The sequence below is a fragment of the Streptomyces sp. NPDC049954 genome, assembly GCF_040656295.1.
Taxonomy (GTDB): Bacteria; Actinomycetota; Actinomycetes; order Streptomycetales; family Streptomycetaceae; genus Streptomyces.
The window spans coordinates 124,885-137,720 of sequence record NZ_JBFALS010000010.1 but is presented as its reverse complement, the minus strand read 5'-3'; the positions used below and the strand labels follow the sequence as shown (position 1 = coordinate 137,720).

12 protein-coding genes are annotated in these 12,836 nt (G+C 71.0%); all 12 read left to right on the top strand.

All coding sequences use genetic code 11. The features are described from left to right. The first annotated feature begins 134 nt into the window (after positions 1 to 134). The 12 genes from AB0J21_RS23605 (at position 135) to AB0J21_RS23550 (ending at position 12,733) form a co-directional block, all read left to right on the top strand. On the top strand, positions 135 to 677 hold the full coding sequence (locus AB0J21_RS23605) for a hypothetical protein (protein ID WP_363148070.1): 543 nt from the start codon (positions 135 to 137) through the stop codon (positions 675 to 677). A 122-nt stretch (positions 678 to 799) separates the two neighbouring features. Then, entirely contained in the window at positions 800 to 1,693 is an 894-nt protein-coding gene (gene pdxS / locus AB0J21_RS23600) for a pyridoxal 5'-phosphate synthase lyase subunit PdxS (RefSeq protein WP_363148069.1), read from the top strand. Next, entirely contained in the window at positions 1,683 to 2,291 is a 609-nt protein-coding gene (gene pdxT, locus AB0J21_RS23595) for a pyridoxal 5'-phosphate synthase glutaminase subunit PdxT (RefSeq protein ID WP_363148068.1), read from the top strand. The genes pdxS and pdxT overlap by 11 nt, the downstream gene beginning before the upstream one ends. Before the next feature lie 48 nt (positions 2,292 to 2,339). Continuing rightward, positions 2,340 to 3,101, top strand: coding sequence for a YebC/PmpR family DNA-binding transcriptional regulator (locus AB0J21_RS23590; protein ID WP_363148067.1), 762 nt, complete (start codon positions 2,340 to 2,342; stop codon positions 3,099 to 3,101). 119 nt (positions 3,102 to 3,220) lie between these two features. Continuing rightward, positions 3,221 to 3,775, top strand: a complete 555-nt coding sequence (ruvC, locus tag AB0J21_RS23585) for a crossover junction endodeoxyribonuclease RuvC (RefSeq protein ID WP_363148066.1) — start codon at positions 3,221 to 3,223, stop codon at positions 3,773 to 3,775. Beyond that, the gene (ruvA, locus tag AB0J21_RS23580) at positions 3,772 to 4,389 is read left to right on the top strand and encodes a Holliday junction branch migration protein RuvA (protein ID WP_363148065.1); all 618 of its coding nucleotides are present in this window, start codon (positions 3,772 to 3,774) and stop codon (positions 4,387 to 4,389) included. Before ruvC ends, ruvA begins: the two co-directional genes overlap by 4 nt. Positions 4,390 to 4,456: 67 nt before the next feature. Continuing rightward, a complete protein-coding gene (ruvB, locus tag AB0J21_RS23575) occupies positions 4,457 to 5,542 on the top strand; it encodes a Holliday junction branch migration DNA helicase RuvB (protein WP_363148064.1) in 1,086 nt (361 codons plus the stop codon). A gap of 165 nt (positions 5,543 to 5,707) precedes the next feature. After that, a complete protein-coding gene (yajC, locus tag AB0J21_RS23570) occupies positions 5,708 to 6,181 on the top strand; it encodes a preprotein translocase subunit YajC (protein ID WP_363148063.1) in 474 nt (157 codons plus the stop codon). A 147-nt stretch (positions 6,182 to 6,328) separates the two neighbouring features. Further along, on the top strand, positions 6,329 to 8,140 hold the full coding sequence (gene secD / locus AB0J21_RS23565) for a protein translocase subunit SecD (RefSeq protein WP_363148062.1): 1,812 nt from the start codon (positions 6,329 to 6,331) through the stop codon (positions 8,138 to 8,140). A gap of 1 nt (position 8,141) precedes the next feature. Continuing rightward, positions 8,142 to 9,275 carry a protein translocase subunit SecF gene (gene secF, locus AB0J21_RS23560; protein WP_363148061.1) on the top strand — a complete coding sequence of 378 codons (1,134 nt, stop codon included), beginning with the start codon at positions 8,142 to 8,144 and terminating at the stop codon, positions 9,273 to 9,275. Then, positions 9,272 to 9,811 carry an adenine phosphoribosyltransferase gene (locus AB0J21_RS23555; protein WP_363148060.1) on the top strand — a complete coding sequence of 180 codons (540 nt, stop codon included), beginning with the start codon at positions 9,272 to 9,274 and terminating at the stop codon, positions 9,809 to 9,811. The genes secF and AB0J21_RS23555 overlap by 4 nt, the downstream gene beginning before the upstream one ends. A gap of 396 nt (positions 9,812 to 10,207) precedes the next feature. Then, positions 10,208 to 12,733, top strand: a complete 2,526-nt coding sequence (locus AB0J21_RS23550; protein ID WP_363148059.1) for a RelA/SpoT family protein — start codon at positions 10,208 to 10,210, stop codon at positions 12,731 to 12,733. The last annotated feature ends 103 nt before the right edge of the window (positions 12,734 to 12,836 follow it).

The following is a 12,836-nucleotide window of genomic DNA, read 5'->3' as shown; positions in this document are numbered from 1 at the left end:
GGCGATTGAGGACACGGTGAGCCGCAGGCTGGAACGGGCAGCGGCCCCTTCCAGCCCGTCCGGCGCTTGAGGACGAAGGTGCAGCCGCAGGCGCACCCCCGTGAGCCCGTCCGCAGGACACTAGGCTCGGGGCCGTGACAACACTCGTGTGGATCGTCGTCGCCCTCGTCGCGATCGGGCTGTACCTGAGCTGGACCGCCGGCCGTCTCGACCGCCTGCACGCGCGGATCGACGCCGCGCGCGCCGCGCTGGACGCGCAACTGCTGCGCCGCGTCTCGGTCGCGCAGGAGCTGGCGACGTCCGGGCTGCTCGACCCGGCCGCCTCCATCGTGCTGTACGAGGCCGCGCACGCCGCCCGGCAGGCGGAGGAGGAGCAGCGGGAGGTCGTGGAGAGCGAGCTGAGCCAGGCGCTGCGGGCCGTGTTCGGGGAGGCGGAGCAGGTCGCCGCCGTCCGTGCCGCCCCCGGCGGGGACGCCGCCGCCGACGAGCTGATCGAGGCGGTACGCCGGGTCCCCATGGCCAGGCGGTTCCACAACGACGCCGTGCGCGCGGCCCGCGCCCTGCGCCGGCACCGTACGGTCCGCTGGTTCCGGCTCGCCGGACACGCGCCGTTCCCGCTGGCCTTCGAGATGGACGACGAGCCCCCGGGCGCCCTCGCCGACCGCGTGCACGCCTAGGGCAGGCCCTGAGGCGGCCGGGGCGAAAAGAGCCACTGCCCGCACATTGGCCCTTGTTGTGGCCCCCGCGGCGGCGTTTCCTCGGAGAGCAAGCCCCATTGCTCACCTTTGCGAGGTCCTCTGTGTCCAGTAACCCCACGACCGGTACCGCCCGTGTGAAGCGCGGAATGGCCGAACAGCTCAAGGGCGGCGTGATCATGGACGTCGTGACCCCGGAGCAGGCCAAGATCGCCGAGGACGCCGGGGCCGTCGCCGTCATGGCCCTGGAGCGGGTGCCGGCCGACATCCGCAAGGACGGCGGGGTCGCGCGCATGTCCGACCCGGACATGATCGAGGGCATCATCGAGGCCGTCTCCATCCCGGTCATGGCCAAGTCCCGCATCGGGCACTTCGTCGAGGCCCAGGTGCTCCAGGCCCTCGGCGTCGACTACATCGACGAGTCCGAGGTCCTCACCCCCGCCGACGAGGTCAACCACTCGGACAAGTTCGCGTTCACCACCCCGTTCGTCTGCGGCGCGACCAACCTGGGGGAGGCCCTGCGTCGTATCGCCGAGGGTGCCGCGATGATCCGCTCCAAGGGCGAGGCGGGCACCGGCAACGTCGTCGAGGCGGTGCGCCACCTGCGGCAGATCAAGGGCGAGATCGCCAAGCTGCGCGGCTGTGACAACAACGAGCTGTACGCCGCCGCGAAGGAGCTGCGCGCCCCGTACGAGCTGGTCAAGGAGGTCGCCGAGCTGGGCAAGCTGCCCGTCGTGCTCTTCTCGGCCGGTGGCGTCGCCACCCCGGCCGACGCGGCCCTGATGCGGCAGCTCGGCGCCGAGGGCGTCTTCGTCGGCTCCGGCATCTTCAAGTCCGGTGACCCCGCCAAGCGGGCCGCCGCCATCGTCAAGGCCACGACCTTCTTCGACGACCCCAAGGTCGTCGCCGACGCCTCCCGCAACCTCGGCGAGGCCATGGTCGGCATCAACTGCGACACCCTCCCCGAGTCCGAGCGGTACGCAAGCCGTGGCTGGTGAACCCACCGTCGGCGTGCTGGCCCTCCAGGGCGACGTCCGCGAGCACCTGGCCGCGCTCGGCGCGGCCGGGGCGCGGGCCGTCCCGGTGCGGCGCGTCGAGGAACTCGCGGCCGTGGACGGGCTCGTCCTGCCCGGCGGCGAGTCCACCACGATCTTCAAGCTGGCCCGGCTCTTCGGCCTGCTGGAGCCGCTGCGCGAGGCCGTCGCCGCGGGGCTGCCGGTCTACGGGAGCTGCGCCGGGATGATCATGCTGGCCGACAAGATCCTCGATCCCCGCTCGGGGCAGGAGACCTTCGGCGGCATCGACATGATCGTGCGCCGCAACGCCTTCGGCCGGCAGAACGAGTCCTTCGAGGCCTCCTTCGCCATGGCGGGGGTGCCCGGCGGCCCCGTGGACGGGGTCTTCATCCGCGCCCCCTGGGTCGAGTCCGTGGGCGCCGGGGCCGAGGTCCTCGCGACCTACGACGGGCACGTCGTCGCCGTACGGCAGGGCTCCGCGCTCGCGACGTCCTTCCACCCCGAGCTGACCGGCGACCACCGCGTGCACGCCCTGTTCACCGAGATGGTGCGGGAAAGGCCCGGCGGCTCGTCCCGGTAGGATCTCTTGCGTTCGTACGGAGATGGGTAACGCGAAGGAGACAGGCAGATGTCCGGCCACTCTAAATGGGCGACGACGAAGCACAAGAAGGCCGTGATCGACGCCAAGCGCGGCAAGCTCTTCGCGAAGCTGATCAAGAACATCGAGGTCGCGGCGCGGATGGGTGGTGCCGACGTCGAGGGGAACCCGACCCTGTTCGACGCCATCCAGAAGGCGAAGAAGCAGTCGGTCCCCAACAAGAACATCGACTCCGCGCTCAAGCGCGGCGCCGGTCTTGAGGCCGGTGGCGCCGACTACGAGACGATCATGTACGAGGGCTACGGTCCCAACGGGGTCGCGGTGCTCATCGAGTGCCTCACCGACAACCGCAACCGCGCCGCCTCGGACGTACGGGTCGCGATGACCCGCAACGGCGGTTCGATGGCCGACCCCGGCTCCGTTTCGTACCTGTTCAACCGCAAGGGTGTCGTCATCGTCCCGAAGGGCGAGCTGGGCGAGGACGACGTGCTCGGCGCGGTCCTCGACGCGGGCGCCGAGGAGGTCAACGACCTCGGCGACACCTTCGAGGTGCTGAGCGAGGCCACCGACCTGGTCGCGGTGCGCACCGCGCTCCAGGAGGCCGGTATCGACTACGACTCCGCCGACGCCAACTTCGTCCCGACCATGCAGGTCGAGCTGGACGAGGACGGCGCCCGCAAGATCTTCCGGCTGATCGACGCGCTGGAGGACAGCGACGACGTGCAGAACGTCTTCGCCAACTTCGACGTCTCCGACGAGGTCATGGAGAAGGTCGACGCGGTCGACGCCTGAGCGGCCACCCACGGCGGGCCGGGGGACGGGACACGTCCCCCGGCCCGCCGTCCGTTGTCGGTGGCAGCCGGTAGCCTGCACAAACACGTGAGCGAACGCGAGGGACGGGGGTGGGGTGCATGCGCGTACTGGGGGTCGACCCTGGCCTGACCCGGTGCGGGATCGGCGTGGTCGAAGGGATGCCCGGCCGGCCGCTGACCCTGATCGGCGTCGGCGTCGTACGCACCCCGGCCGACGCGGATCTGGGCGACCGGCTCGTCGCGATCGAGCGCGGCATCGAGGCCTGGCTCGACGAGCACCGGCCCGAATGCGTCGCCGTCGAACGCGTCTTCAGCCAGCACAACGTGCGCACCGTCATGGGCACCGCCCAGGCCAGCGCCGTCGCCACGCTGTGCGCCGCCCGGCGCGGCCTGCCCGTCGCCCTGCACACCCCCAGCGAGGTCAAGGCCGCCGTCACCGGCAGCGGCCGCGCCGACAAGGCCCAGGTCGGCGCCATGGTGACCAGGCTCCTGCGGCTCTCCGAGGCGCCGAAACCGGCCGACGCCGCCGACGCCCTGGCCCTCGCGATCTGCCACATCTGGCGCGCCCCCGCCACCAACCGCCTCCAGCAGGCCCACGAGCGGGCCCGCACGGCGTCCGCCCGCCCGGCATCCGTACGAAAGGTCCCCCGATGATCGCCTTCGTCACCGGCCCCGTCGCCGCCCTCGGCCCCGGCAGCGCGGTCGTCGAGGTCGGCGGGATCGGGATGGCGCTCCAGTGCACCCCGAACACCCTCGCCGGACTGCGGCTCGGGCAGGACGCCCGGTTGTCCACCTCACTTGTCGTGCGCGAGGACTCGCTGACCCTGTACGGCTTCGCCGACGACGACGAACGGCAGACCTTCGAACTCCTGCAGACCGCGAGCGGCGTCGGCCCCCGCCTCGCCCAGGCCATGCTCGCCGTGCACGCCCCGGACGCCCTGCGCCTGGCCGTGTCCACCGGCGACGAGAAGGCGCTGACCGCCGTCCCCGGCATCGGCAAGAAGGGCGCCCAGAAGCTGCTGCTCGAACTGAAGGACCGGCTCGGCGAACCGCTGGGCACCGGGCGGCTCGGCGCCCAGCGCGCCGCGAGCGGCCCCGCGCCCTGGACCGAGCAGCTGCACACCGCCCTCGTCGGCCTCGGCTACCAGCCGCGCGAGGCCGAGGAGGCCGTGGTCGCCGTCACCCCGCAGGCCGAGGCCCAGGGCCCGAGCCCGCAGGTCGGCCCGCTGCTCAAGGCCGCACTCCAGACCCTCAACAAGACACGCTGACCCCCACCCCCACCCGCACCCATCCCCGCTCACCCGCTCACCCGCGAGAGAACAAGAGGCCACCACCGTGAACTGGGACGACGAGGCAGTGGACAGCGCGCCCCCCGGCGCCGCCGACCCCCGGCTCGTCGACTCCGTGGCCGACGGGGAGGACACCGCCGTCGAGGCGGCGCTGCGCCCCAAGGATCTCGACGAGTTCATCGGCCAGCACAAGGTCCGCGAACAGCTCGACCTCGTGCTGAAGGCCGCGCGGGCCCGGGGCGCCACCGCCGACCACGTCCTGCTCTCCGGAGCCCCGGGCCTCGGCAAGACGACCCTCTCCATGATCATCGCGGCGGAGATGGGCGCCCCCATCCGGATCACCTCCGGGCCCGCGATCCAGCACGCCGGAGACCTCGCGGCGATCCTCTCCTCGCTCCAGGAGGGCGAGGTCCTCTTCCTCGACGAGATCCACCGGATGTCCCGGCCCGCCGAGGAGATGCTGTACATGGCGATGGAGGACTTCCGCGTCGACGTCATCGTCGGCAAGGGCCCGGGAGCGACCGCCATCCCGCTCGAACTTCCGCCCTTCACCCTGGTCGGCGCCACGACCAGGGCCGGCCTGCTGCCGCCCCCGCTGCGCGACCGTTTCGGATTCACCGCGCACATGGAGTTCTACGCCCCCACCGAACTGGAACGCGTGATCCATCGCTCGGCCCGCCTGCTCGACCTCGACATCGACGAAAGGGGCGCCGCCGAGATCGCCGGACGCTCCCGCGGCACCCCCCGTATCGCCAACCGCCTGCTGCGCCGCGTACGCGACTACGCGCAGGTCAAGGCGGACGGAGTGATCACCGAGGAGATCGCCTCCGCGGCCCTCGGGGTGTACGAGGTCGACGAGCGCGGGCTCGACCGCCTCGACCGCGCGGTCCTCGAAGCGCTCCTCAAACTGTTCGGCGGCGGCCCTGTGGGTCTTTCCACTCTGTCTGTCGCCGTGGGGGAGGAACGTGAGACTGTTGAAGAAGTGGCCGAGCCGTTCCTCGTCCGAGAGGGACTCCTGGCACGCACTCCGCGTGGCCGGGTGGCCACCCCGGCAGCCTGGGCCCACCTCGGGCTCACCCCGCCCCAGGGCGGCCCGGGAGCCCCAGGACAACCCAGCTTGTTCCGGACGTGACCGTCCCGGTTATGGCCACGCCAGGAACTGCGGTGCGATGCTGAGCGTTGTTCCCACGACGGAGACTCGCCTAGACTCCGCCGATGCCGTCCCTTGCGGTCGGCGCCCACCCCCAATCCCAACAGGCCGCCAGCATCCGCGCGGTCGTGCGAAGGACTCCGTACCGTGAGTATCGTGACCCTCCTCCCCTTCATCGTGCTTATCGGGGCCATGTTCCTGATGACCCGCTCCGCGAAGCGGAAGCAGCAGGCCGCGGTGAGCATGCGCAACGAGATGCAGCCCGGTTCCGGCGTCCGCACGATCGGGGGCATGTACGCCACCGTCAAGGAGGTCAACGAGGACACGGTCCTCCTTGAGGTGGCTCCTGGCGTCCACGCCAAGTTCGCGAAGAACGCCATCGGCGCCGTCCTCGGCGACGAGGAGTACGACCGCATCATCAACGGCAACACCGACTTCGACGCCCAGGTCCCCGACGACGCCTCCTCCCTGACCGAGGCCGACGAGTCCGCCGACCACGTCGAGGACGACGCCGAGCGCATCGACCTCGGCAAGAAGGACGTCGCCCCCGCCGAGGCCGTCGCGCCCGAGACCGAGGACGCCGCGCCGAAGAAGGCCGAAGGCGACTCCGAGGCCAAGTAAGCAGAACCGAGGTCCGTGGCATGCCGCCCCGCGGGGCGGGGCGCCGCGGCCCCGGGGCATGCCGTTGTACGCGGATTCCCCAATTCACTTAAGGGCCGCTCGCCGGTTCTCACCGTGCTGAGCGGTTGGACAGGGAGAAACGAGAAGGTGGCAGCACCCAATAAGGGCAGAGGGCGTAGCGGCGGCCAGAGCAAGCCGGGCCGCTCCCTCGCTCTGATCCTGATCGCCATGGTGGCGCTCACGGGCGGGATGTTCCTCTCCGGGCACAAGACGCCCCGGCTCGGCATCGACCTCGCCGGCGGTACGAGCATCACGCTCAAGGCGCAGAACGAGCCCGGCCAGAAGAACGCGGTCAACCCGACCAACATGAACACCGCGGTCGACATCATCAACCGCCGTGTCAACGGTCTCGGTGTGTCCGAGGCGGAGGTCCAGACCGAGGGCAGCGACCACATCGTGGTCAACATCCCCAAGGGCACCAACGAGAAGCAGGCCCGCGACCAGGTCGGCACGACCGCGCAGCTCTACTTCCGTCCCGTGCTCCAGGTCGCGGGCGGCTCGCCCGCCGCGGACCCCTCGGCCAACCCCTCCGGCAGCCCCTCGGGCAGCAAGAGCCCCGCTCCCAGCGCCGGTTCCGGCGACAAGACGGGTGGCTCCAGCGCCTCCCCGGGCGCCTCGTCCTCCGCGGGTTCCACCGCCTCCGGCGCCGCCGAGCCGAGCAACTCGCCGCAGGGCCGCGCGCTGCCCCAGGCCCTCAAGGCCGCGCCCACGCCCACGCCCAGCGCCCCGGCGAGCGGGAAGGCCGACCCCTCCAGTCCGGCCGCCACCCCCGCGCCCAGCAGCGACCCCGCCACCGAGAAGCTGATGGCGCAGTTCTCCGCCCTGGACTGCACCAACAAGGCCCAGCGGGTCAAGGCCACCGAGGGCGTCAAGTCCTCCGACCCCACCGTGGCCTGTGGCCAGGAGGGCGGCCAGTGGGCCAAGTACATCCTCGGCCCGGCCGAGGTCGAGGGGAAGAACGTCAAGAGCGCCAAGGCCGTCCTCGACCCCAACCGGGGCTCCTGGATCGTGCAGATGGAGTTCAACAAGACGGGCTCGAAGAAGTTCTCCGCGATCACCAGCAAGCTGTCCCAGCAGCAGTCGCCGATGAACCAGTTCGCCATCGTCCTCGACGGTGACGTGGTCTCCGCCCCGAGCGTCAACACCACGCTCAACTCCAGCGCCGAGATCTACGGCAGCTTCACCCAGGAGTCCTCCAAGAACCTGGCCAACGTGCTGTCCTACGGCGCCCTGCCGCTGTCCTTCCACGAGGACACCGTCACCACCGTGACGGCCGCGCTCGGCGGCGAGCAGCTCAATGCGGGTCTCATCGCCGGCGGGGTGGGCCTCGCGCTCGTCATCATCTACCTCGTCGTGTACTACCGTGGCCTGTCGCTCATCGCCATCGCGAGCCTCGTGGCCTCCGGCATCCTGACGTACACGATCATGACGCTGCTCGGCCCGGGCATCGGCTTCGCGCTGAACCTGCCGGCCGTCTGCGGAGCCATCGTGGCCATCGGTATCACCGCGGACTCCTTCATCGTGTTCTTCGAACGCATCCGGGACGAGGTCCGCGAGGGGCGCACGCTGCGGCCCGCCGTGGAGCGGGGCTGGCCGCGCGCCCGGCGCACCATCCTGGTCTCCGACTTCGTGTCCTTCCTCGCCGCCGCCGTGCTGTTCCTGGTCACCGTCGGCAAGGTGCAGGGCTTCGCGTTCACGCTGGGTCTGACGACCCTGCTCGACGTGGTCGTCGTCTTCCTGTTCACCAAGCCCCTCATGACCATCCTGGCCCGCGGCAAGTTCTTCGGCGGCGGCCACAAGTGGTCCGGTCTCGACCCGAAGCGGCTCGGCGCCAAGCCCCCGCTGCGCCGCTCCCGCGCCGGCCGTGTCTCCGCCCCCGTCGACCCGAAGGAGGCGTGAGATGTCGCGACTCGGCAATTTCGGCGCCCGGCTCTACCGCGGTGAGGTCGGCTACGACTTCATCGGCAAGCGCAAGATCTGGTACGGCATCTCGATCCTGATCACGATCACCGCCATCGTGGGCCTCGGGGTACGCGGTCTGCACATGGGGATCGAGTTCGAGGGCGGCGCCGTCTTCACGACCCCGAAGACGAGCGTCTCCGCCGCTCGCGCCGAGGAGTCCGCCGAGCAGTCCTCCGGGCACGACGCGATCGTGCAGGAACTGGGCAACGGCGGCATGCGCATCCAGATCAGCGGGATCGACACCGACGCCTCGGACCCGATCAAGACGCAGCTGGCCAAGGACCTCGACGTCAAGGCCGACGACATCAACGCCGACCTGGTCGGCCCGAGCTGGGGTGAGCAGATCGCCAACAAGGCCTGGCTGGGCCTCGGGATCTTCCTCGTCCTCGTGGTGATCTACCTGGCCATCGCCTTCGAGTGGCGCATGGCCGTCGCCGCCTTCGTCGCGCTGATCCACGACATCACCATCACGGTCGGGGTCTACGCGCTGGTCGGCTTCGAGGTCACCCCGGGCACCGTGATCGGTCTGCTCACCATCCTCGGCTACTCGCTGTACGACACCGTGGTGGTGTTCGACAGCCTCAAGGAGCAGTCGAAGGGCATCACGAAGCAGACCCGCAACACCTATAGCGAAGTCGCCAACCAGAGCATCAACGGCACCCTGGTGCGTTCCATCAACACCACGGTGGTCGCGCTCCTCCCGGTCGCCGGGCTGCTGTTCATCGGGGGCGGCTTCCTGGGCGCCGGCATGCTCAACGACATCTCGCTGGCGCTGTTCGTCGGCCTCGCGGCCGGCGCCTACTCCTCGATCTTCATCGCCACGCCGCTGGTCGCCGACCTCAAGGAGCGCGACCCGCAGATGAAGGCCCTCAAGAAGCGGGTGCTCGCCAAGCGCGCCGCCGCGGCCGCCCAGGGAGACCCCCTGCCGGCCTCCGCGACGCGAGGAGCCGACGACGAGGCCCCGGAGACCGCCGCCGCGGCCGCCGGAGCGACGTCCGTCGCCCGTAACGGCGAGCCCCCCGCCCGCGGCCGCTCCGGCCGGGGCGGACGTACGACCGGAAAGCGCCGATGACCGACATCAAGGAGCTGCTGCTCAGCCGTATCAGGGACGTACCGGACTACCCGGAGCCCGGAGTGGTGTTCAAGGACATCACCCCGCTCCTGGCGGACCCGACGGCCTTCACGGCCCTCACCCAGGCCCTCGCCGACCTGTGCCTGGTGCACCAGGCCACCAAGGTCGTCGGGCTGGAGGCGCGGGGGTTCATCCTCGGCGCCCCCGCCGCCGTCCGCGCGGGGCTCGGCTTCGTCCCCGTACGCAAGGCCGGCAAACTCCCCGGAGCGACGCTCCGCCAGGGGTACGAGCTGGAGTACGGAAGCGCCGAGATAGAGGTGCACGCCGAGGACCTGAACGCGGGGGACCGGGTCATGGTCATCGACGACGTCCTGGCGACCGGTGGAACGGCCGAGGCGTCCGTCGAGCTGATCCGCCGGGCCGGCGCCCAGGTGGTCGGCGTCGCGGTCCTCATGGAGCTCGGCTTCCTCGGCGGCCGCGCGCGGCTGTCGGACGCCCTGGACGGCGCCCCGCTGGAGGCGCTCATCCAGGTCTGAGCGCACGCGCCGGGGCGGACACGACCCGGCGAGACCGCGACCGCACAGCGCGTGAGGGCCGGCCCCGCCCGGGGTCGGCCCTCACCTGGCTCGGAGCCCCTGGCAGCGGTGCGTTTCGGCCAGACCCGCCGTCGGCGACGGCCGCGAGGAAATACCCGGGGGCGGGCCGGACGTTCTCAGGAGCGAAGCAAACCCGGACAAGGCGGGCTGTGAGGGTTCAGTCCCCCCAGCCCGGTAAAGCGAACCGGGACCCGGGTGGGCCGGGCCCGCCTCCCGCAGGCGAGGGCTTGGCTCGATCTCGCTACCATGGGCTTCCTCCGGTTCGACACCCGGGGGGCCACACGGTCCTCGCCGCCCCGCCGCCCGGCGGGAGGGGGGCCTACAGGAGGAGCGCTCTTGCCAGACGAGGCCCAGCCACTCACCGCCGCGGGCGACCAGGGGTCGCCGGCGAAGCCGACGCAGGCGCCTTCCGCCACGCCCCCGGCCGCCGAGCAGCCCGGGGCCCCGGCGCACAACGGCGGCCGGGGCGGCGCCCGTCCCGGCACCCCCGCCGCGGAGCGGCCGCGTCCCGCCCCCGAGCGCGCGGCCGGCGCCCAGCCGCGCCCCACCGCCCCCCAGCACGGCCGCAGCGGCTCCTCCAACCGCGTACGGGCCCGCCTGGCCCGGCTCGGCGTGCAACGCACCAACCCGTACAACCCGGTCCTGGAACCGCTCCTGCGCACCGTCCGGGGGAACGACCCCAAGATCGAGACCTCGATGCTGCGCCAGATCGAGCAGGCGTACCAGGTAGCCGAGCGCTGGCACCGGGGCCAGAAGCGCAAGAGCGGCGACCCGTACATCACCCACCCGCTCGCCGTCACCACGATCCTGGCCGAGCTCGGCATGGACCCGGCGACGCTCATGGCCGGTCTGCTGCACGACACCGTCGAGGACACCGAGTACGGGCTCGACACCCTCCGCCAGGACTTCGGCGACACCGTCGCCCTCCTCGTGGACGGCGTCACCAAGCTCGACAAGGTCAAGTTCGGCGAGGCCGCCCAGGCCGAGACCGTGCGCAAGATGGTCGTCGCGATGGCCAAGGACCCGCGCGTCCTCGTCATCAAGCTCGCCGACCGCCTGCACAACATGCGCACGATGCGCTACCTCAAGCGCGAGAAGCAGGAGAAGAAGGCCCGCGAGACCCTGGAGATCTACGCCCCGCTCGCCCACCGGCTGGGCATGAACACCATCAAGTGGGAGCTGGAGGACCTCGCCTTCGCGATCCTCTACCCCAAGATGTACGACGAGATCGTCCGCCTGGTGGCCGAGCGCGCCCCCAAGCGCGACGAGTACCTGGCGATAGTGACCGACGAGGTCCAGTCCGACCTGCGCGCCGCCCGTATCAAGGCCACGGTCACCGGCCGGCCCAAGCACTACTACAGCGTCTACCAGAAGATGATCGTCCGCGGCCGGGACTTCGCGGAGATCTACGACCTGGTGGGCATCCGGGTCCTGGTCGACACGGTCCGCGACTGCTACGCGGCCCTCGGCACGGTCCACGCGCGATGGAACCCGGTCCCCGGCCGGTTCAAGGACTACATCGCGATGCCCAAGTTCAACATGTACCAGTCGCTGCACACCACGGTGATCGGCCCCAACGGCAAGCCCGTCGAACTCCAGATCCGGACCTTCGACATGCACCGCCGCGCCGAGTACGGCATCGCCGCGCACTGGAAGTACAAGCAGGAGGCCGTCGCCGGAGCCTCCAAGGTGCGCACCGACGTACCCAGGCGGGCCGGCAAGGACGACGCCATCAACGACATGGCGTGGCTGCGGCAGCTGCTCGACTGGCAGAAGGAGACCGAGGACCCCGGGGAGTTCCTGGAGTCGCTGCGCTTCGACCTGTCGCGCAACGAGGTCTTCGTCTTCACACCGAAGGGTGACGTCATAGCGCTCCCGGCCGGGGCCACCCCGGTCGACTTCGCCTACGCCGTGCACACCGAGGTCGGGCACCGCACGATCGGGGCGCGCGTCAACGGGCGGCTGGTCCCGCTCGAATCGACCCTGGACAACGGTGACCTCGTCGAGGTCTTCACCTCGAAGGCGGCGGGCGCCGGGCCCTCCCGGGACTGGCTGGGCTTCGTCAAGTCGCCGCGCGCCCGCAACAAGATCCGCGCGCACTTCTCCAAGGAGCGCCGCGAGGAGGCCATCGAGCAGGGCAAGGACGCCATCGTCCGCGCGATGCGCAAGCAGAACCTGCCCATCCACCGCATCCTCACCGGCGACTCCCTCGTGACCCTCGCCCACGAGATGCGCTACCCCGACATCTCCTCGCTCTACGCGGCGATCGGCGAGAACCACGTGCCCGCACAGGGCGTCGTGCAGAAGCTCGTCCAGGCCCTCGGTGGCGAGGAGGCCGCGAGCGAGGACATCGAGGAGTCCAGCCCGCCCTCGCGCAGCCGCCGCAAACGCCGCGCGAAGTCGGACCCCGGCGTCATCGTCAAGGGCGTCGAGGACGTGTGGGTCAAACTCGCCCGCTGCTGCACCCCGGTCCCGGGCGATCCCATCATCGGCTTCGTGACCCGCGGCAACGGCGTCTCGGTGCACCGCAAGGACTGCGTCAACGTCGACTCGCTGTCCAAGCAGCCCGAGCGGATGCTCGACGTCGAGTGGGCGCCCACGCAGTCCTCGGTCTTCCTGGTCGCCATCCAGGTCGAGGCCCTCGACCGCTCCCGGCTCCTGTCGGACGTCACCCGGGTCCTGTCCGACCAGCACGTCAACATCCTGTCGGCGGCCGTCCAGACCTCCCGCGACCGGGTGGCCACCTCCCGGTTCACCTTCGAGATGGGCGACCCCAAACACCTGGGGCACGTCCTGAAGGCCGTACGCGGTGTGGAGGGCGTCTACGACGTGTACCGGGTGACCTCGGCGCGCAGGCCCTGACCCGTCGGGCCGCAGGCCCCGGTGACATGGAGCGGGGCCCCGTCCGCAACGGCAGGGGGCCCCCGGCAAGTAGACCGGGGGGGGGGAAAGCCCCCCCCACCCC

Bases quoted from the DNA above. Each gene is read 5' to 3' on its own strand.
- AB0J21_RS23590 (WP_363148067.1), top strand. From the start codon at position 2,340: ATGTCCGGCCACTCTAAATGGGCGACGACGAAGCACAAGAAGGCCGTG.
- ruvC (WP_363148066.1), top strand. From the start codon at position 3,221: ATGCGCGTACTGGGGGTCGACCCTGGCCTGACCCGGTGCGGGATCGGC.
- ruvA (WP_363148065.1), top strand. From the start codon at position 3,772: ATGATCGCCTTCGTCACCGGCCCCGTCGCCGCCCTCGGCCCCGGCAGC.
- secF (WP_363148061.1), top strand. From the start codon at position 8,142: ATGTCGCGACTCGGCAATTTCGGCGCCCGGCTCTACCGCGGTGAGGTC.
- AB0J21_RS23555 (WP_363148060.1), top strand. From the start codon at position 9,272: ATGACCGACATCAAGGAGCTGCTGCTCAGCCGTATCAGGGACGTACCG.